This is a genomic window from Pseudomonas sp. GL_103, from assembly GCF_057835175.1.
In genome coordinates, this window is record NZ_CM174420.1 from 5,496,813 (window position 1) to 5,519,949 (window position 23,137).

Annotated in this window: 22 protein-coding genes; 9 read left to right on the plus strand and 13 right to left on the minus strand. The window is 61.6% G+C overall.

Annotated features, from left to right (window positions below; genetic code table 11):
* The first annotated feature begins 263 nt into the window (after positions 1-263).
* Positions 264-1,505: a TIGR03862 family flavoprotein gene (locus AC3IP0_RS24765; protein ID WP_489326122.1), complete on the plus strand. Its 1,242-nt coding sequence runs from the start codon at positions 264-266 to the stop codon at positions 1,503-1,505.
* A 117-nt stretch (positions 1,506-1,622) separates the two neighbouring features.
* Here AC3IP0_RS24765 and rhlE1 read toward each other — a convergent pair whose 3' ends face one another.
* Positions 1,623-2,963: an RNA helicase RhlE1 gene (gene rhlE1 / locus AC3IP0_RS24770; protein WP_150726987.1), complete on the minus strand. Its 1,341-nt coding sequence runs from the start codon at positions 2,961-2,963 to the stop codon at positions 1,623-1,625.
* A 78-nt stretch (positions 2,964-3,041) separates the two neighbouring features.
* On the minus strand, positions 3,042-3,974 hold the full coding sequence (yedA, locus tag AC3IP0_RS24775; RefSeq protein ID WP_489326124.1) for a drug/metabolite exporter YedA: 933 nt from the start codon (positions 3,972-3,974) through the stop codon (positions 3,042-3,044).
* A 165-nt stretch (positions 3,975-4,139) separates the two neighbouring features.
* On the opposite strand from yedA, the gene AC3IP0_RS24780 reads away from it, so the two are divergent.
* Complete coding sequence (locus tag AC3IP0_RS24780) at positions 4,140-4,592, plus strand: Lrp/AsnC family transcriptional regulator (protein WP_007990688.1); 453 nt, start codon at positions 4,140-4,142, stop codon at positions 4,590-4,592.
* A gap of 123 nt (positions 4,593-4,715) precedes the next feature.
* On the opposite strand, the gene AC3IP0_RS24785 is transcribed toward AC3IP0_RS24780, so the two are convergent.
* The 3 genes from AC3IP0_RS24785 to AC3IP0_RS24795 form a co-directional block, all read right to left on the minus strand.
* On the minus strand, positions 4,716-5,327 hold the full coding sequence (locus tag AC3IP0_RS24785) for a 3'-5' exonuclease (RefSeq protein ID WP_489326125.1): 612 nt from the start codon (positions 5,325-5,327) through the stop codon (positions 4,716-4,718).
* 22 nt (positions 5,328-5,349) lie between these two features.
* Positions 5,350-5,829, minus strand: a complete 480-nt coding sequence (locus AC3IP0_RS24790; protein WP_007990686.1) for a LabA-like NYN domain-containing protein — start codon at positions 5,827-5,829, stop codon at positions 5,350-5,352.
* 122 nt (positions 5,830-5,951) lie between these two features.
* Positions 5,952-6,734, minus strand: coding sequence for a DUF2076 domain-containing protein (locus AC3IP0_RS24795; RefSeq protein ID WP_489317334.1), 783 nt, complete (start codon positions 6,732-6,734; stop codon positions 5,952-5,954).
* A 178-nt stretch (positions 6,735-6,912) separates the two neighbouring features.
* Here AC3IP0_RS24795 and AC3IP0_RS24800 point away from each other — a divergent pair, with 178 nt between their 5' ends.
* Positions 6,913-7,587: a YciC family protein gene (locus tag AC3IP0_RS24800; RefSeq protein ID WP_353741629.1), complete on the plus strand. Its 675-nt coding sequence runs from the start codon at positions 6,913-6,915 to the stop codon at positions 7,585-7,587.
* A 66-nt stretch (positions 7,588-7,653) separates the two neighbouring features.
* Positions 7,654-8,733 carry an endonuclease/exonuclease/phosphatase family protein gene (locus tag AC3IP0_RS24805; protein ID WP_489317335.1) on the plus strand — a complete coding sequence of 360 codons (1,080 nt, stop codon included), beginning with the start codon at positions 7,654-7,656 and terminating at the stop codon, positions 8,731-8,733.
* A gap of 136 nt (positions 8,734-8,869) precedes the next feature.
* Here AC3IP0_RS24805 and AC3IP0_RS24810 read toward each other — a convergent pair whose 3' ends face one another.
* The 5 genes from AC3IP0_RS24810 to AC3IP0_RS24830 form a co-directional block, all read right to left on the minus strand.
* Entirely contained in the window at positions 8,870-9,703 is an 834-nt protein-coding gene (locus AC3IP0_RS24810; protein ID WP_090451570.1) for an ABC transporter ATP-binding protein, read from the minus strand.
* On the minus strand, positions 9,691-10,494 hold the full coding sequence (locus tag AC3IP0_RS24815; RefSeq protein ID WP_489326127.1) for an ABC transporter permease: 804 nt from the start codon (positions 10,492-10,494) through the stop codon (positions 9,691-9,693). Before AC3IP0_RS24815 ends, AC3IP0_RS24810 begins: the two co-directional genes overlap by 13 nt.
* An 8-nt stretch (positions 10,495-10,502) precedes the next feature.
* Positions 10,503-11,489 (minus strand): ABC transporter substrate-binding protein, encoded by a 987-nt coding sequence (locus AC3IP0_RS24820; protein WP_489317337.1) that lies wholly within the window; start codon positions 11,487-11,489, stop codon positions 10,503-10,505.
* A 463-nt stretch (positions 11,490-11,952) separates the two neighbouring features.
* The gene (locus tag AC3IP0_RS24825; RefSeq protein ID WP_489317338.1) at positions 11,953-13,323 is read right to left on the minus strand and encodes an aspartate aminotransferase family protein; all 1,371 of its coding nucleotides are present in this window, start codon (positions 13,321-13,323) and stop codon (positions 11,953-11,955) included.
* 21 nt (positions 13,324-13,344) lie between these two features.
* The gene (locus tag AC3IP0_RS24830; protein ID WP_489326129.1) at positions 13,345-14,835 is read right to left on the minus strand and encodes an aldehyde dehydrogenase; all 1,491 of its coding nucleotides are present in this window, start codon (positions 14,833-14,835) and stop codon (positions 13,345-13,347) included.
* A 226-nt stretch (positions 14,836-15,061) separates the two neighbouring features.
* Between AC3IP0_RS24830 and AC3IP0_RS24835 the strand changes: the two genes are divergently transcribed.
* A complete protein-coding gene (locus tag AC3IP0_RS24835) occupies positions 15,062-15,991 on the plus strand; it encodes a LysR family transcriptional regulator (RefSeq protein WP_489326130.1) in 930 nt (309 codons plus the stop codon).
* A gap of 89 nt (positions 15,992-16,080) precedes the next feature.
* Here AC3IP0_RS24835 and hrpB read toward each other — a convergent pair whose 3' ends face one another.
* A complete protein-coding gene (hrpB, locus tag AC3IP0_RS24840; protein WP_489326131.1) occupies positions 16,081-18,597 on the minus strand; it encodes an ATP-dependent helicase HrpB in 2,517 nt (838 codons plus the stop codon).
* Between the two features lie 100 nt (positions 18,598-18,697).
* On the opposite strand from hrpB, the gene AC3IP0_RS24845 reads away from it, so the two are divergent.
* Together AC3IP0_RS24845 and AC3IP0_RS24850 are read left to right on the plus strand one after the other, a co-directional pair.
* The gene (locus AC3IP0_RS24845) at positions 18,698-19,117 is read left to right on the plus strand and encodes a polyribonucleotide nucleotidyltransferase (protein WP_150715947.1); all 420 of its coding nucleotides are present in this window, start codon (positions 18,698-18,700) and stop codon (positions 19,115-19,117) included.
* 41 nt (positions 19,118-19,158) lie between these two features.
* Positions 19,159-20,055, plus strand: a complete 897-nt coding sequence (locus tag AC3IP0_RS24850; protein WP_489319823.1) for a cation diffusion facilitator family transporter — start codon at positions 19,159-19,161, stop codon at positions 20,053-20,055.
* Here the strand turns inward: AC3IP0_RS24850 and AC3IP0_RS24855 are convergent.
* Entirely contained in the window at positions 20,049-21,092 is a 1,044-nt protein-coding gene (locus AC3IP0_RS24855) for a DUF6515 family protein (RefSeq protein WP_489326132.1), read from the minus strand. The two genes, AC3IP0_RS24850 and AC3IP0_RS24855, sit on opposite strands and share 7 nt — an antisense overlap.
* A 437-nt stretch (positions 21,093-21,529) precedes the next feature.
* Here AC3IP0_RS24855 and AC3IP0_RS24860 point away from each other — a divergent pair, with 437 nt between their 5' ends.
* Together AC3IP0_RS24860 and AC3IP0_RS24865 are read left to right on the plus strand one after the other, a co-directional pair.
* Positions 21,530-22,009: an Lrp/AsnC family transcriptional regulator gene (locus AC3IP0_RS24860; protein WP_007937367.1), complete on the plus strand. Its 480-nt coding sequence runs from the start codon at positions 21,530-21,532 to the stop codon at positions 22,007-22,009.
* Positions 22,010-22,248: 239 nt separating this feature from the next.
* Positions 22,249-22,458 (plus strand): DUF2788 domain-containing protein, encoded by a 210-nt coding sequence (locus AC3IP0_RS24865; RefSeq protein WP_007894445.1) that lies wholly within the window; start codon positions 22,249-22,251, stop codon positions 22,456-22,458.
* Here the strand turns inward: AC3IP0_RS24865 and AC3IP0_RS24870 are convergent.
* Positions 22,453-23,088 carry a pseudouridine synthase gene (locus AC3IP0_RS24870; RefSeq protein WP_347909298.1) on the minus strand — a complete coding sequence of 212 codons (636 nt, stop codon included), beginning with the start codon at positions 23,086-23,088 and terminating at the stop codon, positions 22,453-22,455. The two genes, AC3IP0_RS24865 and AC3IP0_RS24870, sit on opposite strands and share 6 nt — an antisense overlap.
* Positions 23,089-23,137: the final 49 nt, after the last annotated feature.

Here is a 23,137-nt window from a genome sequence, read left to right on the forward strand (position 1 = left end):
CACAATGCCTGTGGAACTGCCTGTGGATAACCTGAGTGAAAGGGCCTACAGCCCATGCTGCGTATAGGCTACAGAACACTGGTTGTTTTTTAACCAGCCGTCCAATACACCGATCATCCCTGTGGGAGCGAGCTTGCTCGCGATGGCGTCGGCACATCCAACATCCATGTATCTGACACACCGCAATCGCGAGCAAGCTCGCTCCCACAGGGGACGGGGCTGGTAGAATGCGCGGCTTATCCCGCCAGACCGCAGCGCATCCCATGACCCAATCCTCGTCAGCCCTCCCCCCTCACGTCGCCATCATCGGCGGCGGCCCCGCCGGTCTGATGGCGGCCGAAGTGTTGAGCCAGGCCGGGATCAAGGTCGACCTGTACGACGGCATGCCTTCGGTCGGACGAAAATTCCTCCTGGCCGGCGTCGGCGGCATGAACATCACGCACTCCGAAGCCTACCCGGCGTTTCTCTCGCGCTACGCCGAACGCGCCCCGCAGATCGCCCCACTGCTGCGCGGCTTTGGCGCCGAAGCGCTGTGCCAGTGGATTCATGACCTGGGCATCGAAACCTTCGTCGGCAGCTCCGGCCGGGTATTCCCCACCGACATGAAAGCCGCTCCATTGCTGCGTGCCTGGCTCAAGCGCCTGCGCGACAGCGGCGTAGTTATCCACACCCGCCACCGCTGGCTCGGCTGGGACGAGCGTGGCGGATTGCGCATCGACAGCCCGGAAGGCGAAAAAACCGTTCATGCCGATGCCACCCTGCTCGCCCTCGGCGGCGGCAGTTGGTCGCGACTGGGTTCGGACGGCGTATGGATGCTGCCACTGGAGCAACGCGGCGTAGGACTGGCGCCGTTGCAGCCAAGTAATTGCGGCTTCGAGGTGCAGGCCTGGAGCGAATTGATGGTCAGCAAATTCGCCGGCGCGCCGCTGAAAAACATCGCCATCGGCCTTAACGATGATGTGCCGCGACTCGGCGAATGTGTGATTACCGCCACCGGAATCGAAGGCAGTCTGATCTACGCCCTGTCGGCACCGATCCGCGAGGCGATCAACCGGCACGGATCGGTAACCATTCATCTGGACCTGTTGCCGGGCCGGCCTGTGGATAAAGTTGCGGCGGGGTTGAGCAAACCCCGGGGATCGCGCTCCATGGCCAAGCACCTGCACAGTCAGTTGGGTATCGATGGGGTCAAAGCGGCGCTATTGCGTGAACTGACCAGCGCCGACTGCTTTGCCGACATGGCCTTGCTGGCCAAATCGATCAAGGCGTTGCCACTGACACTGGTGAAAACCCGTCCACTGGACGAGGCCATCAGCAGCGCTGGCGGGGTGTTGTTCGAGGCGATGGATGAGCGATTGATGCTCAAGCAACTGCCTGGCGTGTTCTGCGCCGGGGAAATGCTCGATTGGGAAGCGCCGACCGGCGGCTATCTGCTGACCGCGTGTTTCGCCAGCGGGCGGGCGGCAGGGTTGGGGATGGTGGAATGGTTGCAGCGCAAGGGCTGAAGACCGAGGCGCGCCCTTCGCGAGCAAGCCCGCTCCCACAGGGGATTTGTGAACAACACAGATCCAGTGTGGGAGCGGGCTTGCTCGCGAAGGCGGCCTAACAGACGCAGAGGTAAATCAAGGCTTACGCTTACGCGGCCCGGTATTGAACACCGGCACCTTGCGCACAGGCTTGATCGAAGGCTCCGCCGGCGCAACCTCACCGCTATCAACCCAACGACCCAGATTGCGCTTACCACCGCCACCACCGGAAGCCTTCGGTTTCTTCGGTTTCTTCGGTTTCTTGACGACCTGACCGCTGGCATCGGTGTCCGGCACACGGTGCTCGGGTTCGAAGTCCGGCTCGTTCTGCCGCTTCAAGGTCTGGCGGGTCAGCATCTCGATGGCCGACAGCAGATTCACTTCATCGGCGCAGACCAGGGAAATCGCCTCGCCGGTCGAACCCGCGCGGCCGGTACGACCAATGCGGTGGATGTAGTCTTCAGCAACGATCGGCAAATCGAAGTTGACCACCAACGGCAGGTCTTCGATGTCCAGGCCACGGGCCGCCACGTCGGTGGCGACCAGGATCTGCACTTCACTCGCTTTGAAACGATCCAGTGCGCGCTGACGAGTCGCCTGGGGTTTGTCGCCGTGAATGCCGTCGGCATTGATGCCCAGGCCCTGAAGTTTATCCACCAGCGCATCCACGCCGTTGCGGGTCTTGGCGAACACCAGTACCTGCTTCCACTTGCCCTTGCGCATCAGGTGCACGAACAGCTCCGGCTTGCGCTTCTTGTCCACCGTCACGATCCATTGCTTGACCGTATTGGCCGCGACGTTGCGCGGGCTGACTTCGATGGTCAACGGGTCGTTGAGCATCTGCCCGGCCAGCAGGCGGATGTCATCGGAGAAGGTCGCGGAGAACAGCAACGTCTGACGTTTCTTCGGCAGCGCGCGGTAAATGTTCGCCAGCTCCTCGGAAAAGCCCAGGTCGAGCATGCGGTCGGCTTCGTCCAGCACCAGGGTCTGCAGCTGGTTGAACTTCAGCGCGTTCTGGCGGAACAGGTCGAGCAAGCGGCCCGGGGTCGCCACCAACAGGTCGACACCACTGCGCAGCTTCATCATCTGCGGGTTGATGCTGACGCCGCCGTATACCGCGTAAGTACGCAACGGCAGGTTCTCGGCGTACTGGCGCACGGCTTCGTGAACCTGCTCGGCCAGCTCGCGGGTCGGTACCAGGATCAGCGCGCGGACTGAGTTGGCGGTGACTTTCGGCCCTTCCATGGCCAGCAGTTGCAACAGCGGCAGGGCGAAACCGGCGGTCTTGCCGGTGCCGGTCTGGGCCGCGGCCATCAGGTCGCGACCGGCCAGCACCGCCGGAATGGCTTGCGCCTGAACCGGCGTCGGAGTCTGGTAGCCGAGCGTCTCGAGGGAGCGCAGCAAGGGTTCGATCAGGCCAAGGGTGGCGAAAGTCATGGGAGTACCGTAGGAAAATTCAGCGCGGGTTGTTCAAAACAAGTGTGCAAAACAAGATGCAATGCCGCGCAGTTTACCCTAATTCACACGGGATTCTGTCGGCACTGCCGTCGCCACCACTGGCCGCTCTGGCGTGCGACGCCATTGTGGCAAGCCGATCAACACCACGGCGCTGATGATCACCGCCATCGCCAGGGCTTCTTCGATACCGATGGTTTCGCCGACGAACACGATCCCCAGCAACACCGCCACCGCCGGGTTGACGTAGGCATAGCTTGTCGCAGCGGCCGGACGCACGTGTTTCAGCAGATACATGTAGGCGTTGAAGGCGATGATCGAACCAAACACCGTCAGGTACGCCAACGCAGCCCAGCCTTCGATCGGCGGCACCTTTTCCAGGTGCTCACCGCTGACTGCGCTGGCGATCAGCAACACCACACCGCCCACCAGCATTTCCACGGCGCTGGCCATCGCGCCCTGAGGCAGCGGCAAATGTTTGCTCCAAACAGAACCAAACGCCCAGGTCGCCGCAGCAAAAATCAGCAACGCCGCACCCAATGGACTCGATTGCAGGTTGGAACCCAGGTTGAGCATCGCAATGCCGATCATCCCGAGCACAATACCGGCCCATTCAAGACGGGTATTACGCGCGCCCCAGAAATATCCGCACAGCAGGGTAAACAACGGCACCGTCGCCACCGCCAAAGCGGCCACCCCGGAAGCCACGCCCGTGTGTTCGGCCACGCTCACAGCGCCATTGCCGCACGCCAGCAACAAGATCCCGATGATGCCAGCGGCTTTCCACTGCGCCCATGTCGGTGCCGGCGCCCCGCGCCAGCGCAGGAAGGCATACATCAAGGCTCCGGCGATCACGAAGCGGATGCCCGCAAGCAGCAACGGCGGCCAGGACTCCACGCCGATGCGGATCACCAGGTAGGTCGAACCCCAAATCACATACAAAGCGAAGAAGGCAGCGATCAAGGGTAAGGGAAAGCGACGAAGGCCGGACATGGGGGCAGCTCACAGGCAAGGACAAGTGAACGACTATTCTAGAAAGGCCAGGGTCGGAAAATAAGCTACAAAACCTGTTTAAAGCGCCAGTACACTTTTCAAAACATGGAGTTCAGCGCTATAAACCGTGTTTTCGAAAGTCGACCATTTTCAGGAGTCACCCCGATGGATAAGTACGACCGCATGCTGCTCAGCGCCCTGCTGGAAAACGGTCGCGCGTCCTACGCGGACCTGGCGCGCAAGGTCAACCTGTCCGCCCCGGCCGTGGCCGAGCGCGTGGCCAAGCTCGAAGCCAGCGGCGTGATCACCGGCTATCAGGCGAAGGTCGACATGGCCAAGCTCGGCCTGCCGATCCAGTGCGTGATCGAACTGCGCCTGAACCAGCACGGCAACCAGAAAGCCTACGACGACCTGATCAAAATCCCGCAGTTGACCGAATGCCATCGGGTGACCGGTGACCCGTGCGTGATCATGCAAGCGGCGGTGGGCTCGATGCCGGAGCTGGAAGAACTGATCAACCGGATCGCCACGTTCGGGTTCAGCAAGACGTCGATTGTGTTGTCGAGTGCGATAGAGAAGCGGGTGCCATTGGGGCACATTGAGGGGAATGGCAAATAAAGGACTGTAGGAGCTGTCGAGTGAAACGAGGCTGCGATCTTTTGACTGTGATTTTCAAAATCAAGATCAAGAGATCGCAGCCTCGTTTCACTCGGCAGCTCCTACAGGGGATGTGCGGTGTTTTCAGAACCCGCGATAGCGCTTTAGGTGTTCGCCCACTTTCGCCGCCGGGATCTTCTGCAACTTGCACAACAAGTCATGGGACAGCTCGCGCAAGCCATGCTTCTGCCGCAGTTCGTCAGCGAGGTGCGCCGTCAGGTTGGCCGCCATCTCGGCATCGGCCGTGGCCCGGTGGGCCTTGCCGGTGTGAGGCAGGTTGGCGAACGTGGTGAGGGTGCCGAGTTTGTGGTTCGGTGCGGCGGGCATCAGGCGGCGGGCCAGCAGCAGCGAGCAGGCAAAGTTCTGCAAGCGGGTGCGTTTGATTCGCCCGAGCTCGAAGTCCCAGAACTTCTGGTCGAACGCGGCATTGTGCGCCAGCAATGGCGTGGTACCGACGAATTCATTCACTTCATTCATCACCTGCTCCGCCGACGGCGCGGTGCGCAGCATGGCGTTGCTGATGCCGGTGAGTTGTTCGATGAAGGCCGGGACGCGCACGCCGGCGTTCATCAGGCTTTGGTAACGCTCGACGATGCGCCCCTGTTCAAGGATCACCACGGCGATTTCCGTGGCCCGGCAGCTGCTGCTCGGGGAGATCCCGGTGGTTTCAAAGTCGATGACTGCTATGCGTTCCAAACCTGGTTCAACTCCGTAAAAATCAATTCTTGAGCAGCAACGCGCCTTCGATCGGCACGTAGCGGCTGGCGGCGCGGATCAGCGAGTTGGCGGTCAGGCCCGGCACGCCGTAGGCCACTGCTTGCACCCCGTGTTTGCTGATGATGCGTTCCAGCAGCATGTCGAAATCACCGTCGCCGGAGGCCAGGACGATTTCATCGACATGATCGGCGGCATCCATGATGTCGAGGGTAATGCCCACGTCCCAGTCGCCCTTGGCCGAACCATCGCTGCGCTGGATGTACGGCTTGAGCTTCACGGTGAAACCGAGGTTGCGCAGGATCTGCTGGAACTGCTGCTGTTTGCTGTCGCCACGGTCGATGGCGTAGGCGTAGGCTTCGACGATCTCGCCCTGTTTGCTGATGTCAGCCCACAGTGCGGCGTAGTTGAAGTGGCAACCATAGGCCTGACGCACGGTGTAGTAGAGGTTCTGGACATCGGCGAACACTGCGATTTTTTTCACCGGCTTTCCTCAAGGCTGAATCAGGCACCAGGCCCGAAAAGTCGCCCAGTATGCCAGCCCGAAGGATTGTTCCGCGAATAATCGGCTATGTGGCAAGGGCAAGCTCCCTCGCCACAGATCTGTCAGACGAAGGAATCGTCGTCGCCGCCGAAGAACGATGAGCTGTCATCGCTGTAGTCGGCGTCGCTGAACCCGCCCTGATCGTTGCTGTAGGAATCGTTACCGGCCATGCGCTGGTCATCGCCCCAGCCATTGTTGCCCTGGTCGTTGACCTGGGCCGGCTCTTCCTTGATGACTTCGACGACTTCCGGTTGCTGATTGTGATGGAACAGGCTGCTGATGCCTTGTGCCAGCATCACGCCACCCGCCACGCCGGCGGCGGTTTTCAGCGCACCACCGAGGAAACTGCTGCCGGCCGCTGCCGGTGCCTGTTGCTGGGGTGCATAGCCCTGCTGTGGATAGTTTTGCGGCGGCGCGCCGAAGTTCTGCTGCGGCGGTTGCGATCCGAACGATGAGCGTCCCGGCTCACGCCAGCCACCGTTCGATGGTGGTGCGCTCTGGGTTGGCGCGGGCTGTGGCTCGCGAGAGCTGCCGCCAAAGATGCTCGACAAAAAGCCACCGCTACTCGGCGCAGGAGCCGGGGTCGCCTGGGCCTTGGCCTGTTGCAGTTCGGCCTGCAATTGCTCGACTTGCCGGGTCAGTTGTTTGTTCTGCTCATCGAGGCTCTTGATCGCCGCCTCTTGCACCAGAATCGCCTGGGTCATGAAATAACCTGCCGCGGGCTGGCGCGTCAGGTGTTCCTTGATCCGCGCCTCGGCCTGGGCGTCGCGCGGGGCTGAGTCCGTTTCGGCCTGTTGCAGCCGGGAAAACAGTCCATCGATCAGGGTTTGTTCTTCGCTGTTCATGGCGACCTCGTAGATTGCCGGGGAAATCGTTGCCTTTATCCAATGAGGATAAGGTGCTCGACCTTAATGGAGGCTGAAACAAGATGTTTCAATGTCCTTTACCGAACGTTTACGTTTGCGTCCCCCGGCGTTTGATCGGTTAAAGTGAGCCACTGCTTCCAACCTGCGATACCAACTGATGAATCCGTTAGATGTGCTGCGTGACTCCCTGTATTTCTTCAAGCGCAATCTGCGCCAGATCGTGCAGCTGTGCCTGCCGCTGGTGATGCTTGAGGCACTGCTGCAACAAGTGGTCGACCATTCCACGGAGCCGGACAGTTTCCCCGGCATCAGCGTGATTGTCGGCTTGCTGGTGTACCCGCTGTACACCGCCGCGCTGATTCTGTTTCTCGACGCCCGCAGCCGCGGCGAATCGCCGAGCAACCGCGAGTTGCTGTCCAGGTCCGCCTACCTGTGGCCGCGCTTCGCCCTGCTGACGGCGCTCAATACCGTGCTGATTCTGCTGGGCCTGTCGCTGTATTTCCTGCCGGGTATCTACCTGATGGTGACCCTGGCGTTTGGCGAATATCTGTTGGTGTTGCGCGGCCTGGCGCCGCTGGCGGCCATGAAGGAAAGCCTGCGCATGACCCAGGGGCATTTCTTGCGCATCCTGCTGTGCATTCTGTGTGTGATGGGGCCGTTGTGGCTGCTCAAAGGCGTGACGCTGGCGGCGTATCCGGAACCTCAGAACCCGGTGGTTTCAGTGCTGATCGACAGCGCCCACAGTTTCCTGCAGCTGTTTACCAGCGTGGTGCTGTTCCGTCTGTTCATGCTGATCAACCCGTTGCCTGAGAGAAATGACAGCTCGCTCTGACCTTGGGCGCGACCATCGCTCTCGGGTATGCTCGGCAACAATCCTGTAACGCTAATAAGTCGAGCCATGACCCGTCTACTGCGCTACACCCTGCTGGGCCTGCTGATCATGACCGGCCTGATCGCCGCGATGATCTACAGCCTGACCTGGCGCCCCGATGCCAAAGAAGTGTTGCCAGTCAGTTGCAGCGCCCAGGCCCCCTCCCTGGTCCCCGGGCAGGCGTTGAAGGTGATGACCTGGAACGTCCAGTACCTGGCCGGCAAGCGCTACGTATTCTGGAATGACCTGGCCGCCGGCACCGACGAACGTCCCACAGCGGAAGACATGGCCTTCAGCCTCGACGAAGTGGCGCGGGTGATTCGCGACGAACAGCCGGACATCGTGCTGTTGCAGGAACTGGACGACGGCGCCAAGGCCAGCGATTACCAGCGCCAGTTCAAACTGCTGCAAGAACGGCTCGCCGACTTGTATCCGTGTGGCACCAGCGCGTTCGACTGGAAGGCCGACTTCGTGCCGAACCCGCACATCTTCGGCAGCGTCGGCCGGCAACTGGCGACCCTGAGCCGTTACCAGATCGAACATGCCGAACGGCTGCAACTGCCCATCGCCTCGGGCAATCCGCTCAGCCGCCAATTCAAACCCAAAGACGCCTTGCTGGTGAGTTATTTGCCGTTCAGTGATGGCGGGAAAATAGCGGTACTCAATACCCATCTGGACCGCGCCAATCGAGCCGACAATACCTTGCAGAACCAGGTGAACGCCGTGGCCAGGGCCCTCGATAAACTCGAAAGCCGTGGCACGCCGTGGCTGATCGGTGGGGATTTCAACCTGTTGCCGCTGGGCCAGTATCGACGCCTGTCCGATGCACAACGCGCGCCCTACTCCGCCGACAGCCCGTTGCACCTGCTGTGGGACAAGTACCCGATGATCCCGACCAACAACGAAGCCGGTGGTATCGACCGCGAACGCTGGCTGACCCATTACCCGAACGATCCCGATCTGAACGGCCCGGACCGGACCGTCGACTACCTGTTCTACAGCCCGCGGATCAAACGGGTGGAGGCGACGGTGCGGCAGGATGATACGTTGCGTATCTCCGATCACCTGCCGGTGATTGCGCGGTTTCTGTTGCCGGTTGCGCCTTAGTGCCTCATTCAAGTCAGATGCAAAACCTGTGGGAGCGGGCTTGCTCGCGAAGAGGCCAGTACATCCGACATCAATGTTGTCTGATACACCGCTTTCGCGAGCAAGCCCGCTCCCACAGGGTCTGTGCAAACCTGACTTAATGCACCTCCTCCAGATCATCATGCAGCAGCCCGAAGATCTCGCGCTTCATCTCGATGAACGAGCGCTCCATGACCATGTCCAAGTTGCGCGGGCGTTCGATCGGCACATCCAGAATCTGCTTGATCCGCCCCGGCCTGGCGCCCATCACATATACCCGGTCGCCCAGCAGAATCGCCTCGTCGATGTCGTGGGTCACGAACAGCACGGTCTTCTTGCTGTTACCCCACACCCGCAGCAACAACTGCTGCATTTGCAGGCGTGTCTGGCTGTCGAGGGCGCCGAAGGGTTCGTCCATCAGCAGGATCTGCGGGTCATTGGCCAGTGCGCGGGCGATGGCGACGCGCTGCATCATGCCACCGGACAACTGCTTGGCGTAGTTGTCGGCAAAGCCGCTCAGGCCCACTTCATTGACGTAGTAATCGACGATGTCCTTGCGTTGCGCCGCCGGCATGCCGCGACGCTTGAGGCCGAATTCGACGTTCTGCCGCACCGTCAGCCACGGGAACAACGTGTAGCTCTGGAACACCATGCCGCGGTCCGCACCGGGGCCCTCCACCTGTTGGCCGCCGACGTAGATCTCGCCTGATGTCGGTTCGGCCAGGCCGGCGGTGAGGTACAGCAGGCTCGACTTGCCGCAACCCGAAGGCCCCACCAGTACGGCGAATTGCTGGTCCGGCACCTCGAACGACACTTCCTCCAACGCGGTAAAGGTACCGCCATCGGGTTTCTTGTAACTCAGGCTGACCTTGTCCACTTTCAGCCGAGGCGCGTTCACCGGGGCAGCCTGGGGGGCGACAAAACGATGAGTGGCGGCGGTTACTGAGCCCATGCGGTGATCCTCAGACGTAGGAAACGGAACAGTTGATCGGTGACCAGGCCCAGCAGGCCGATGATCGCGATGGCGAGGAAAATCACATCCACCTGGAAGCCACGCATGGCCTTGAGGCTCAGGTAACCCAGGCCACTGGAAGCGGCGACCAGTTCAGCCACCACCAGGTAAGTCCAGGCCCAGCCCATGGTCACGCGCAGGGTGTCGAGCACACCTGGCAGGGAGGCCGGAGCGATCACGTGCAGCACCGCATCGCAGCGATTGGAACCGAGGGTATAGGAGGCATTGATCAGGTCCTTGGAGATGCCTTTGGACACGTCCGCGATCATCACCAGTTGCTGGAAGAACACGCCGAAGATGATCACCGACACCCGCTGCTCCAGACCGATGCCGATCCACAGGATGAACAGCGGCACGAACGAGGTCACCGGCAGGTAGCGAATGAAATTCACCAGCGGCTCAAGGAAGGCCTGGACGATGCGAAAGCTGCCCATCAACAGTCCCAGCGGCACCGCCACCAGGGACGACACGATGAAACCGACCATCACCACTTCGACGCTGGCCCACACATGCTGGCTGAGGGTGCCATCGCGACCCAGGCGCACGGCGGCCTCGACTACCGCGCCCGGCGTCGGCAGGAACATGCCCGGCACCACGCCACCGTAGGACAAGCCGGCCCACAGGCCGACCAACAGCACCCAGGCCAGGCCGCTCGCGCTCCAGATCACCGAGACCGGCAAACCGGTCTTGGGCGTGATGCAGCGGCTCAGCCATGAATTGCGCTTGAACATGCAGCCTCCTAGAGCGGGGTGACGAAACGGTTGTCGATCAGGTCGTCATTGCTGACGTTGTAGGGCTTGCCTTGCAGCTCGCTGGCGGTCTCGTTGGCCAGTTTGATCAGCGGTGCGCTGTCACCCGGCTTGCCCGGCGAGCCCAGCAGCTTTTCGCTCATGGCCTGATCGTAGAAACGCACGCCCTGGGCGGCCGCTTCCATTTCCTTCGGATCGGCCAGGTAACCGCCGACACCCTTGGCCATGATTTTGTAGGCTTCCTGTGGATGATCCTTGGTGTACTGCACGGCTTTGTACAAACCGGCCACCAGGGCCTTGACGTCTTCCGGCTGCTTTTCGATCACGCTGCAGTTCAGTGCGACCACGTCGACGATCACCCCCGGTGTGCTGCTGCTGTCGATCAGCACCTTGCCCTGTTTTTTGTCGCGAACCATCGACAGGTGCGGCTCCCAGGTCACGGCGGCCGGTACGCGGCCGGCGATGAACGCGGTGGCGGCGTCATCGGCCGTCATGTTCTGCACGGTGATGTCGCTCATGCTCATGCCGTGTTTTTTCAGCAGATAGGACAGCCAGAACTGCGAGGTCGAACCTTCGTTGACCGCAACGGCCTTGCCTTTGAGTTCCTGCAGGCTCTTGACGTCCTTGCCTACCAGCACGCCGTCGCCACCATGGCTGTCGTCCAGCGCGGCCACGGCCTTGAAGCAGAATTGCGGACGGTACTTGAGTACCTCGTCGATGGTCGACGCCGAGCCCGACAACTCGCCGGAAGCTTGTGCGGCCATGTACATCGCCGCTTCTTCGACCACCGGCAACTCGACGGTCAAACCGTTTTCCTTGAAGTAGCCGAGGTCCTGGGCCAGGTACAGGGTGCCGTAGCCGACCCAGGTGGTATGGCCGATGGACAGGGTGCCGGCCTGGGCGCTGGTGGCGACCGTCGCGGCGATGGCGGTGACCGCCAGTGGATGGGCAACGCGGGTAAGCAAGGACATGATCATGGAGCACTCCCAAAGCTGTTGATTTAGTTTTGTCATGGGCAGTACGGCGAGCCCTGAATCGGCTGCAACCTGTGGTCTCTCGGGGGACCCTTCGGCGGGCAGCATTCGGTGGGCTGGCGAGATCGATGTTGGCCCAAGGGCGGGATTAGGAAAATGAGGAAATATGTGGATGCGAGTGATGAAAAAACTGGTTAGCGCGCACTGCGAAAGGGCGCTGTGGGCGGGGATGCCCGAGGTGGGTGCAAAGCTTGAGAACAGCAAAAGATCGCAGCCTTCGGCAGCTCCTACATTGGAATGCGATCCCCTGTAGGAGCTGCCGAAGGCTGCGATCTTTTATGTCTGTCGCATTCGCGAGCAGGCTCGCACACAGGGGTTCTATGCCGACCTCATTACCGAGATCGGCACAAATCCAATGTGGGAGCGAGCTTGCTCGCGATAAGGCCCGAAGGGCCTTCCAGCAATCTCAGAGCCGGCCGTATTCCTGCGCCGTGCGATCCACCGCTTTCAAGGTCTTGCTGATCAGCTCATCAATCTCTTCACGGCTGGCAATCAACGCCGGCGCCATGATCATCCGGCCCAGGGTCGAGCGAATGATCACCCCCTCCTCGAAACCAATCGTGCGGCAGCGCCAGGCGATGTCGTTCTCGTTGGCAAAACGCTTGCGAGTGGATTTGTCTTCAGCCAGTTGCAACGCCGCGACCATGCCGGTGCCCTGAATGTCGCCCACCAGCGGGTGCTTGCCGAACACTTCGCGCAGGCACTGTTGCAGGTACGGGCCGATGTCGTCCTTGACCCGCGTCACCACGCCTTCATCGCGCAGCGCCTTGAGGTTGGCAATCGCCACCGCCGCCGCCACCGGGTGCCCGGAATAGGTCAGGCCGTGGGCAAACACACCGCCCTGCTCCACCAGTACCGAGGCCATTTTTTTTGACAGGATCAAGCCGCCCATGGGGATGTAGCCCGAGGTCAGGCCCTTGGCGATGGACAGGGTGTCCGGCTCGAAACCGAAGTACTCGTGGGCGAACCATTCGCCGGTACGACCGAAGCCGCCGATCACTTCATCGGCGCACAGCAGCACGTTGTACTTGCGGCAGATGCGCTGGATTTCCGGCCAGTAGCTTTCGGGCGGGAAGATCATGCCGCCAGCGCCCTGGAACGGTTCGGCGATAAAGCCCGCGACCTTGTCCGCACCCAGTTCCAGAATCTTCGCTTCCAGTTGCTGGGCCGCGCGCAGACCGAATTCGGCCGGTGTCAGGTTGCCTTCGTGGGCGAAGAAGTACGGCTCGTCGATGTGCTCGATGTCCGGAATCATGCCGCCCATTTCATGCATGAATTTCATGCCGCCCAGCGCCGTCGCGGCCAGGGTCGAACCGTGGTAGCCGTTCCAGCGGCCGATCATGACTTTCTTCTCGGGCTTGCCGAGCACCTGCCAGTAACGACGCACCGTGCGGATCAACACCTCGTTGGCTTCGGAGCCGGAGTTGGTGTAGATCGCGTGGCTGTAGTGAGCCGGCAGCAGGCTGAACAGCAGCTCCGACAGCTCGATCACCTGCGGGTGGGTGGTGTGGAAAAACATGTTGTAGTACGGCAGCTGTTCCAGTTGCTGGCTCGCCGCGGCGGCCAGGTCCTTGCGCCCATAACCGAGGTTGGTGCACCACAACCCGGACATGCCGTCGAGGTAACGCCGGCCATCGTTGTCCCACAGGTGCAGGCGCTCGCCACGGACCATCACCCGTGGCCCTTCGTCGTTGAGGGATTTCTGATCGACGAACGCATGGATGTGGTGCGCAGCGTCGGCGGCCTGGTAGTCGCGGGTGTCACGTGGTGTGGTCATCGCCAGTTCTCCGTTTTGTTATCAGCGCAATTGAAACCAGGTGGTCTTCAACTGGGTGTATTTATCGAATGAATGCAGGGACAGGTCGCGGCCGAAACCCGACTGCTTGCCGCCGCCAAAAGGCACGGTCACGTCCAGCGCATCGACGCTGTTGACCGACACCGTACCGGCCCGCAATTGTCGCGCCACACGGTGGGCGCGGTTGAGGTCGTCGGTCCATAGCGAAGCCGCCAGACCGTAGACGCTGTCGTTGGCCAACTGCAAGGCGTGGGCTTCGTCGTCGAATGCCGTAATCGCCAACACCGGGCCGAACACTTCATCGCGAAACAGCGGCATGTCCGGCGTCACGCCGGTGAAAATCGTCGGCTGGATGAAGTTGTCCGAGCCGTTGAAGATCGACTGCCGACCGCCACAGATCCTGGTCGCGCCTTGCTGTTCGGCCTGCTGGATGAACTTCATGATGCGCGCGGTCTGACGGCTGTCGACGATGGCCCCGGCGGCGCTCGACGGGTCCAGCGGATCGCCCGGCAACCAGCGTTCGGCCTGGGCCTTGAGGCGTTCGACGAACTCGTCATGAATCGAGCGCTGCACCAGCAACCGCGAGTTGGCCGAGCAGACTTCGCCCTGATTGAAGAAGATGCCGAATGCGGCTTTTTCCGCTGCCAGATCGAGGTCCTGACAATCGGCGAACACCAGGTTCGCACTCTTGCCGCCGCACTCCAGCCACACCTGCTTGAGGTTCGACTGGGCCGAGTACTGCATGAAATATTTGCCGACTTCGGTGGAGCCGATGAACACCAGGCAATCGACGTCCGGGTGCAGGCCGAGGGCCTTGCCGGTCTGCTCGCCGAGGCCCGGCAGTACGTTGAGCACGCCAGCCGGAATCCCCGCCTCCAGCGCCAGCTCAGCCAGTCGCAGGGCGGAAAACGGCGACTGCTCGGCCGGTTTGAGAATGACTGAGTTACCGGCGGCCAGGGCCGGGGCGAGTTTCCACGCCGCCATGTCCAGCGGGAAATTCCACGGCACCACGGCAGCCACTACGCCCAGGGCTTCGCGAGTAATGGTTGCCAGCACGTTCTGCGCGCTTGGGGCGACCTGGTCGTAGAGTTTGTCGAGGCTCTCGGCGTACCAGCGGAACACCCCGGCGGCGCCCGGCACGTCGATGTTGTAGGCATCGGCGACGGGCTTGCCCATGTTCAGCGAATCGAGCAGCGCCAGCTCTTCACGGTTTTCCAGGATCAAGTCGGCCAGGCGCAACAGCACTTGCTTGCGTTCGGTCGGCGAGCGCGCAGCCCAGGTGCCAGCCTCGAAGACCTGCCGCGCATTGCGTACCGCCGCGTTCACGTCTTCTTCGCCGCAGGCGGCAACGTTGGCCAGGTATTGCCCGGTGGCGGGGTTGATCGCGGCGAAAGTCTGTCCCGACTGCGCCGCGCGGCGCTGGCCGTCGATCACGGCCTGGTCGGGAAACCGCAGGGAAGCGGCCTTGCGTTGCCAATACTCAAGCTCGAACACGTTCAGATGCTCCAGAGGACATTCTTGTGTATTGGATAGTCGCTCAGGCCCGAGCGGTGGAAAACCAGTAAAAATGTGTTCGCAGGCCAAGAAAAAACTACGTAGCCAATCTCCCTTCTGGCGCAGCATGTGGTTATTGTTCAAACACAACAAATCGCTACCCGAGCGGATAGGGGTGGCGCGCAAATTGCCAGGATGCCTGATCCGTTCTCCCCCGAGGTTTGCTGTGGCTGCCTACAATCTGCGTCAACTGAAATACTTCATCACCACCGTTGAGTGCGGCAGCGTCGCCGAGGCCTCGCGCAAGCTGTACATCGCCCAGCCTTCGATCTCCACGGCCATCAAAGGGCTGGAAGACAGTTTCGGCGTGCAACTGCTGATTCGTCACCATGCACAGGGCGTGTCATTGACCCCCAGCGGTGCACGCTTCTACCGCAAGGCCCAGGAACTGCTGCGCATGGCCAAGGAGTTCGAGCAGAACGCCTTGGCCGACAACGACGTTGTGTCCGGTCAGATCGATATCGGCTGTTTCGAAACCGTCGCGCCGCTGTATCTGCCGCAATTGATCGCAGGATTTTCGGCGTTGTATCCAGGGGTGGAAATCCGCATCCGCGACGGCGAGCAACAAGAGCTGGTGCAGGGTCTGACCTCCGGCGCCTTCGATCTGGCGATCCTCTACGAGCACGACCTCGACGGCACCATCCAGACCGAACCACTGATGCCGGCGCAACGACCTTACGCGCTGCTGCCGGCGGATCACCGCTTTGCCCAGCAGGCGCAGGTGTCGCTGCGGGATTTGTGCCTGGAGCCGATGATTCTTCTGGACGTGCAGCCGAGCCGGACCTACTTCGTCAGCCTGTTCGAAGAGCTGGGCCTGACCCCGCGCATCGCCTTCAGCTCACCTTCGATCGAGATGGTGCGGGGCATGGTTGGCCAGGGGTTCGGTTTTTCGATACTGGTGACCAAGCCGCATTCGGAGTGCACCTACGACGGACAGAAAGTGGTGTGCGTGGACATCGCCGAAGAGGTCACCGGATCCGGGCTGGTGGCGGCATGGCTCAAGCGTGGGCAACTGACCAAACCGGCGCAGTTGTTTGCTGACTATTGCCGCGAACAGCTCACGGCGAAATCCGAAAGGTCAACACCGTCCGTGTAGGAGCTGCCGCAGGCTGCGATCTTTTGACGTTGATTTTTTAAGATCAAAAGATCGCAGCCTGCGGCAGCTCCTACGTTATCGCGCTGCGATTACTTGCGCGGCTTTATCCGTGCGGTGGCCTCGGCCACCAGCGGATCATCCGGCCAGTAATGCTTCGGATAGCGCCCCTTCAAATCCTTCTTCACCTCGGCATAGGTGCTGCGCCAGAAGTTCGCCAAGTCCTGGGTCACCTGCACCGGCCGCCGCGCCGGGGACAACAGATGCAGCTTGACCACCTGCCGGCCCCCGGCGATGCGCGGGGTTTCGGCCAGGCCGAACAACTCCTGCAAACGCACCGCCAGAATCGGCGGCTGTTCGCTGTAGTCCAGACGAATCGACGACCCCGACGGCACGCTCAAATGATGCGGCGCCAGTTCGTCCAGGCGTTGTGGCAGAGGCCATGGCAACAGGTTGTGGACGATACTCGACAGGTCCAGGTTGGCAAAGTGACTGAGCCGCGAAACCTTGCCCAGATACGGCATCAGCCAGTGTTCCAGACTCTTGAGCAATGCCGCGCCGCTGACATCCGGCCACTCGCTCTCGCCCTTGGCGGCGAGGTCCAGTTGCCGTAACAAGGCGACCCGCGCCTGCCACTGACGCAGTTCCGGGGTCCACGGCAACAGCTCCAGGCCTTTGCGCCGCACCAGGTTCACCAGCGCCTGGCTGCGGGCGGTTTCGTCGAGGCCGGTCAGTGGCTCGCGGCTGAGGATCAGTTCGCCAACCTTGCGCTGACGCTCGGCCCGCAGCACGCCCTCGCGCTCATCCCAATCCAGTTGATCGACGCAGCGAACCTGCTCGGCCAGCACTGAATCGAAGAGCGCCGGATCGAAGTCCGTCGCCAGGTAAATCCGCTCCTCACGCTGGCCCTGGCGACTGCCCAGATCGGCGATCACCAGCCACGCTTGCTTCATCAGGCTGTCGGCTTCGGCGAACAGTGCAGCACGTCCGTTGGCCAAGCGATATTCCGCACCACCGGCGCGCCGTTGTTGGGCGACCCGGTCGGGATAGGCCAGCGCCAGCAACGCGCCGAGCCAGCGCGGGTGATCCGGATCGCTGACCGGCTCCGCAGCTTTGCCCCGCAGATAACCACGATACTGCCGCGCCAGTTGCCGTGCGCGCTGCACCCCGCCTTGGGCACCGCGTGCGGCGCGCTCTTCGCCAGACAGCAATACCAGTCGGCTGTGCAAGTCCGCCCCGGCACCGCGCAAGATATCGCGCTCGCCGAGCAGTGCCGCAACGTCGCAGGCCATGTCTGCCAAACCCAGCGCCTGGCCGCGCAACAGCAAATGCGCGATACGCGGATGCGCCGGCAATTCGGCCATGGCCTGACCGTGACGTGTCAGCGCTTCACCCTCCAGAGCCCCCAGACGTTCGAGCAGGTCCTGGGCCTGTGCATAAGCGGCGGCCGGTGGCACGTCGAGCCACACCAGTTGCCCAGGCGTCACACCCCAACGTCCCAGTTGCAAGGCCATCCCGGCGAGGTCCGCCGAAAGGATTTCCGCGCTGCCATAGGCCGCCAGTTGCTCGTGCTGGTCCTGGGACCACAAGCGATAACACACGCCCGGTTCCAGTCGCCCTGCCCGACCTGCACGCTGGGTGGCGCTGGCCTTGGAAATGCGCTGGGTGTCGAGACGGGTCATGCCGCTGCCTGGGTCGAAACGCGGCACCCGCGCCAGCCCGGCATCGATCACCACGCGCACGCCGTTGATGGTCAAACTGGTTTCGGCGATGTTGGTGGCCAGCACCACTTTGCGCTTGCCCGTCGGTGCCGGATCAATTGCCGCCCGTTGCGCGGCGAGATCCAGTTCACCGTGCAACGGACACAATAGAACCTGAGTGTTTTCGCCCAAGGCATCGGCCAGTTGCTGATGCACGCGACGGATTTCAGCCTGCCCCGGCAGGAACACCAGCACGCTGCCGGTCTCGTCGTTCAAGGCTTCAAGGATGGTCTGCACCAGACGCGGCTCGATGAATTCACCGGCCTGAAACGGCCGGCCCCAGCGCATCGCCACCGGGTACATGCGCCCTTCGCTGCGCAGGATCGGCGCGTCGTCGAGCAACCCGGCCAAGCGCTCGCCTTCGAGCGTGGCGGACATCAAGAGGATTTTCAGCGGCTGATCGTCACGGAACAGTTCGCGGCCATTGAGGCTCAGGGCCAGCGCCAGATCCGCGTCGAGGCTGCGTTCGTGAAATTCGTCGAAGATCAGCAGGCCCACGCCCTCGAGCGCCGGGTCGTCCTGCAAACGCCGGGTGAGGATGCCTTCGGTGACCACTTCGATGCGGGTGTTGGGGCCGACCTTGCTGTCGAGTCGAATGCGGTAGCCCACGGTTTCGCCGACCTTCTCCCCCAGCTCACTGGCCAGCCGTTCCGCCGCTGCACGCGCGGCCAACCGGCGAGGTTCAAGCATCAGGATGGTCTGCCCGGCCAGCCACGGTTCGTTGAGCAAGGCCAAAGGTACGCGGGTGGTTTTACCGGCGCCGGGCGGTGCTTCGAGCACGGCTTCGTGGCGTGTAGCGAGGGCTTCACGCAGGGCGGGTAAAACTTCATCGATCGGCAAAGAAATCATGCTGGCTCCAAAACAGAGCGGCGAGTATAACGGCGAACTGTTTGGCGTAGTCTGGGCTCTAACCAGTAACGTTATTGGCGTTCTACTCAGGAGATTTCATATGCGTGCTCCCTTTCGCCTGATTGGCGGTGTTCTGGTCGCAACCTTGCTGACTCAAGTGACCGCCTGCGGTTCGATCTTTTACCCGGATCGCCGTGGCCAGATCGAAGGCAAGATCGACCCGGCCATCGCCGCGCTCGACGCCGTGGGCCTGCTGTTCTACATCATCCCCGGCCTGATTGCGTTTGCCGTGGACTTCGCCACCGGCGCGATTTACTTCGAGCCGGGCAAGACCGCACAAGTTGCACCGGAAAAACTCAAGGAAGCCATCGGCGCCGACGGCAAGGTCGATAACCGCAAGTTGCAGACTATTCTGGAAAGCGAACTGGGCCGCAGCTTCCCGCTGGACGATCCACGCCTGATCCAGAGCAAAGGCAGCGCCCAGCAACTGGCGATGTTCGGCCTGCAACCAGCCGCGTAATCCCTACGCGCGAAAGGACTCTTCAAGGAACGATGACCACTATGACCTCCAGCTCCGAACACGCCCGCCTGCTGCGGCTGGCGACCCGTGCCTCGGTGGCGGTGGCCTGCACCCTGATCGTCGCCAAAGCCATCGCCTGGTGGCTGAGCGGCTCGGTGAGCATGCTCGCCGGGCTCACCGACTCGACACTCGACGGCGTCACGTCATTGCTCAATCTGCTGGCGGTGCATTACGCCCTGCGCCCCGCCGACAATGATCATCGCTACGGGCACGGCAAGGCCGAGTCATTGGCAGGCATGGCCCAGGCATTGTTCATTGGCGGCAGTGCGGTACTGATTGCATTGCAGGCCGTTGATCGGCTCAAACATCCCGAACCGGTCGGCGCGCCGTGGATCAGTATCGGCGTGATTGTGTTCTCCCTCGTCCTGACCCTGGCCTTGCTGATGCTGCAACATCGGGTGATCAAGGCCACGGGCTCCAACGCCGTGCGTGCCGACTCGCTGCACTACCGTTCGGACCTGCTGCTCAACGGCAGCATTCTGATCGCGCTGGTGTTGGCCGGGTTTGGACTGCATCAGGTCGACCCCTGGTTTGGTCTGGGAATCGCCGCCTACATTCTGTGGAGCGCAGTGCAGATCGCCCGGGAGAGCTTTGCGGTATTGATGGATGAAGAACTGCCGCCGGAGGTCAGCCAGCACATGCTGGAATTGGCGTGCAGCGTGCCCGGCGTGTTGGGAGCCCATGACCTGCGCACGCGGATCTCCGGCAACCAGTGGTTTGTGCAGTTGCATCTGGAGTTGCCGGGAGAGCTGACGCTGTCAGTTGCCCATGGCATCAGCGATCAGGCGGCCGCTGCCATTCACAGCGCCTACCCGCGGGCCGAAGTACTGGTGCACGCCGATCCGAAGGAAGTGGTAAAAGCCGCCCGGGATCAGTAAGTCACCTGATAACCGCGACTGCTCAGGCAGTTGCCTTGGGCCTGTCGGTAGGCTTGCACCACCGACGGGTCTGGCTGGTAGGTGGCGGCTCGTGGATCGAAACCACTCTGCTGCACCGCATATTGATAGCACTCGTAACCATCCCGACTGACCTGCTCCGGCGACTGACCGTTGGCCGGATACGCCTCCACGTCATAACCACTGTTGCCGGCAGGTGGTTGCGGTTGGCCAACCGGTGGTTCGACCACGACGTAATCCTGAGTGCTTTGCTGATAGGCATAATAGGAACCGGCCGCCAGGAACAGCAGCACCCCGCCGATCCACACCCGCTCGGCGTAATCAGGCAGGTACCTGACACGAATCCCGCGCGGTGGCTCCACCACCACATAACGCGGGCCCAGCGGGCGATACCAGTAGCCACCGGAATAGAAGTAATCCATGCCACGGTAAGGCACACGGTAGTCGCGCTCGGGGAAGCGGTCGATCACTTGGCCGGGGCGATACCTTGGGCCTGGCCCCCAGCTGTTACCGTATCCACTCGGGCGCCCCTGCCCGTAATTGTCATAGGACGGTGCGACTGTGTAGCCATTCCAGCGCTGCTTGTAATCGTTGCGACGCGGCTGATCCTGGTAGTAACCGCGCTGCGGCTGCTGGGTCTGGCGCACGGTGTCGGGCCGGGGCTGGATTGGCATGTCAGTGGCAGGCATCTGTGGCATTGGCAGCGGCGAGCGCACCCGGCTGTTGAAATCCGGCGCTGGACGGTTCTGCCTCTGGTCATTGTCCTGACGTTGATTCTGGCCGTTGTGATCGTACTGGCGATTGTCGTTGTTTTGCGCACGGGGCTGATTCTGCTGCTGGCCATTTTTCGGGTGCGGCTGGTTGCTGCCACCATGGCCCTGGTTATCGCCCTGATGCCCACCCTGGTCGTGTTGCCCGCCATCATGGCCACGATTTTGCGGCTCATCGGCCATCGTTTGCGCAGAGACACTGACACACAGCAAACCAACACCGGCCAAACGCCAGATGCGCGATTTCATGCTTTTCCTCATTGAGGGTTAGGGCCTGTACGTAAGACTGGGAAAGCAGTGGTCGGTTCTGCGACAAGTTATCAGTCACGCAACTTATTTATTGAGGCCAGCGGGCCAAATTCCACGCAAGAAAAAGGGGAGACCCGTCGGCCTCCCCTTAGAGAACTTCGTCCTGGCTCGACACTTGTGGCGTCGGCTCACCTCACGCCGTCTTCTGGACAGTGTGTAGCTCGGGGGCCGGCACATCCCCGGTGGGGGTGGCGACCGCGGCGGGCCTGATTCGGCGAGCCGCACTGGACTGTTTGTCCGAGCAGTGATTCTGGTGATAAGAATAGGCCGGGAGCACCGGCAGAGGATTGCTAAGATTGCTGGATTAAACATCACTTGCGCAATTTTTAACCCAGGATACATAATCCTCCGCAATAGTTACGACAAAGGACCGTTTGATGAGCAAGCTCGACCGTTACGACCTGAGTATTCTGGCGGAATTGCAGCGCGACGCACGCATCTCCAACCAGGAGCTGGCCGAGCGCATCGGCCTGTCGCCTTCGCCGTGCTCGCGGCGGGTAAAGCAACTGGAAGACGACGGTTACATTTCCCGCCAGGTCGCCCTGCTCGACCGCAAGATGCTCGGCCTGAGCCTGACCGCTTACGTGCTGATCGGCATGGACCGTCACACACCGGAGCGATTCGAGAACTTCGAAGCGGCCATCCGCACCCTGCCCCAGGTACTCGAATGCAGCCTGGTGACCGGGATGGATGCCGACTATCAACTCAAGGTCGTGGTGCCGGACATGGATCACTACCAGAAACTGCTGCTGGGGCATCTGACGCGGATTGAAGGCGTGACCAGCGTGCGTTCGAGTTTTGTGCTGAATCAGGTGTTGAACAGCACCGAACTGCCTTTGACTCATCTGCGTAGCTAAGTAGCACTTCTATAGGCGCCTGTAGGAGCTGTCGAGTGAAACGAGGCTGCGATCTTTTGATCTTTTCTTAGCAGCAAAATCAAAAGATCGCAGCCTTCGGCAGCTCCTACAAGAGCAGGTCGGTTGTCAGGCCGGGCGACGAATGACTGCGACACACCGACGCAGGTCAATACAGCGCGAACCCGCGCAGGCGTATACTCCCCGCGCCCTTTTAGCCACGCCCGCGCTGGAGATGTTCGATGGATCCTGCCGTTCTCGAAGAATGGATGATGACCGGACTGGTCAGCATCCTGATCATTTTCATGGGTTTCATCGTCTGGGATCTGGCGAAGAAGTCCAAGGCCGGGCGCTTTGGCTCGTTCATTCTGTTCTTCGTGCTGGGCCTGGGCGTGGCGGCGTTCGTGATCAAGAGCGTGGTGATCGGCCTGATCGAATCCGGCACGTTATAAGCGCGCCGGCACTTCCTTCCACTGGCCCTGATCGAGCCCTTCGATCGTCCAGTCGCCGATTCTGACCCGCACCAGGCGCAAGGTCGGTAACCCGACCGCCGCGGTCATGCGCCGCACCTGCCGGTTGCGCCCTTCGCGAATCACCAACTCCAGCCAACTGGTCGGCACGCTTTTGCGAAAGCGCACCGGCGGATTGCGCGGCCACAGTTCAGGCTCGTCCAGTTGCCGCGCCTCGGCGGGCAAGGTCATGCCGTCATTCAATTCGACGCCGTCACGCAAGCGCTGCAACTGCTCGGCATCCGGCTCGCCCTCGACCTGTACCCAATAGGTCTTGGCCAGCTTGTGTTTCGGGTCGGCGATCCGCGCTTGAAGCTGACCGTCGTTGGTCAGCAGCAACAAGCCTTCGCTGTCGCGGTCCAGCCGTCCGGCCGGATAGATTCCCGGTACATCGATGTAATCCTTGAGGGTCGCACGCCCTTCGCCGTCGCTGAATTGCGTCAGCACATCGAAAGGTTTGTTGAACAGGATCAGTTTCGGCTCGGCCGGTGGTGCCTTGGCGACACGGCGCGGAGCTGATGGGGATGGTTTCGCGCCGGGGCGGCGGGAAACGGGGCGTTGAGGACGGGACATGGCGACGTGAACATCTAGCGATCAGGGCTGGTAATGCTAGTGCCCCGAC

What these genes read in the sequence shown, in the direction of transcription:
- AC3IP0_RS24765 (WP_489326122.1), top strand. Translation starts at nt 264, where the DNA reads ATGACCCAATCCTCGTCAGCCCTCCCCCCTCACGTCGCCATCATCGGC.
- rhlE1 (WP_150726987.1), bottom strand. Translation starts at nt 2,963, where the DNA reads ATGACTTTCGCCACCCTTGGCCTGATCGAACCCTTGCTGCGCTCCCTC.
- yedA (WP_489326124.1), bottom strand. Translation starts at nt 3,974, where the DNA reads ATGTCCGGCCTTCGTCGCTTTCCCTTACCCTTGATCGCTGCCTTCTTC.
- AC3IP0_RS24780 (WP_007990688.1), top strand. Translation starts at nt 4,140, where the DNA reads ATGGATAAGTACGACCGCATGCTGCTCAGCGCCCTGCTGGAAAACGGT.
- AC3IP0_RS24795 (WP_489317334.1), bottom strand. Translation starts at nt 6,734, where the DNA reads ATGAACAGCGAAGAACAAACCCTGATCGATGGACTGTTTTCCCGGCTG.
- AC3IP0_RS24800 (WP_353741629.1), top strand. Translation starts at nt 6,913, where the DNA reads ATGAATCCGTTAGATGTGCTGCGTGACTCCCTGTATTTCTTCAAGCGC.
- AC3IP0_RS24805 (WP_489317335.1), top strand. Translation starts at nt 7,654, where the DNA reads ATGACCCGTCTACTGCGCTACACCCTGCTGGGCCTGCTGATCATGACC.
- AC3IP0_RS24810 (WP_090451570.1), bottom strand. Translation starts at nt 9,703, where the DNA reads ATGGGCTCAGTAACCGCCGCCACTCATCGTTTTGTCGCCCCCCAGGCT.
- AC3IP0_RS24815 (WP_489326127.1), bottom strand. Translation starts at nt 10,494, where the DNA reads ATGTTCAAGCGCAATTCATGGCTGAGCCGCTGCATCACGCCCAAGACC.
- AC3IP0_RS24820 (WP_489317337.1), bottom strand. Translation starts at nt 11,489, where the DNA reads ATGATCATGTCCTTGCTTACCCGCGTTGCCCATCCACTGGCGGTCACC.
- AC3IP0_RS24825 (WP_489317338.1), bottom strand. Translation starts at nt 13,323, where the DNA reads ATGACCACACCACGTGACACCCGCGACTACCAGGCCGCCGACGCTGCG.
- hrpB (WP_489326131.1), bottom strand. Translation starts at nt 18,597, where the DNA reads ATGATTTCTTTGCCGATCGATGAAGTTTTACCCGCCCTGCGTGAAGCC.
- AC3IP0_RS24845 (WP_150715947.1), top strand. Translation starts at nt 18,698, where the DNA reads ATGCGTGCTCCCTTTCGCCTGATTGGCGGTGTTCTGGTCGCAACCTTG.
- AC3IP0_RS24850 (WP_489319823.1), top strand. Translation starts at nt 19,159, where the DNA reads ATGACCTCCAGCTCCGAACACGCCCGCCTGCTGCGGCTGGCGACCCGT.
- AC3IP0_RS24855 (WP_489326132.1), bottom strand. Translation starts at nt 21,092, where the DNA reads ATGAAATCGCGCATCTGGCGTTTGGCCGGTGTTGGTTTGCTGTGTGTC.
- AC3IP0_RS24860 (WP_007937367.1), top strand. Translation starts at nt 21,530, where the DNA reads ATGAGCAAGCTCGACCGTTACGACCTGAGTATTCTGGCGGAATTGCAG.
- AC3IP0_RS24865 (WP_007894445.1), top strand. Translation starts at nt 22,249, where the DNA reads ATGGATCCTGCCGTTCTCGAAGAATGGATGATGACCGGACTGGTCAGC.
- AC3IP0_RS24870 (WP_347909298.1), bottom strand. Translation starts at nt 23,088, where the DNA reads ATGTCCCGTCCTCAACGCCCCGTTTCCCGCCGCCCCGGCGCGAAACCA.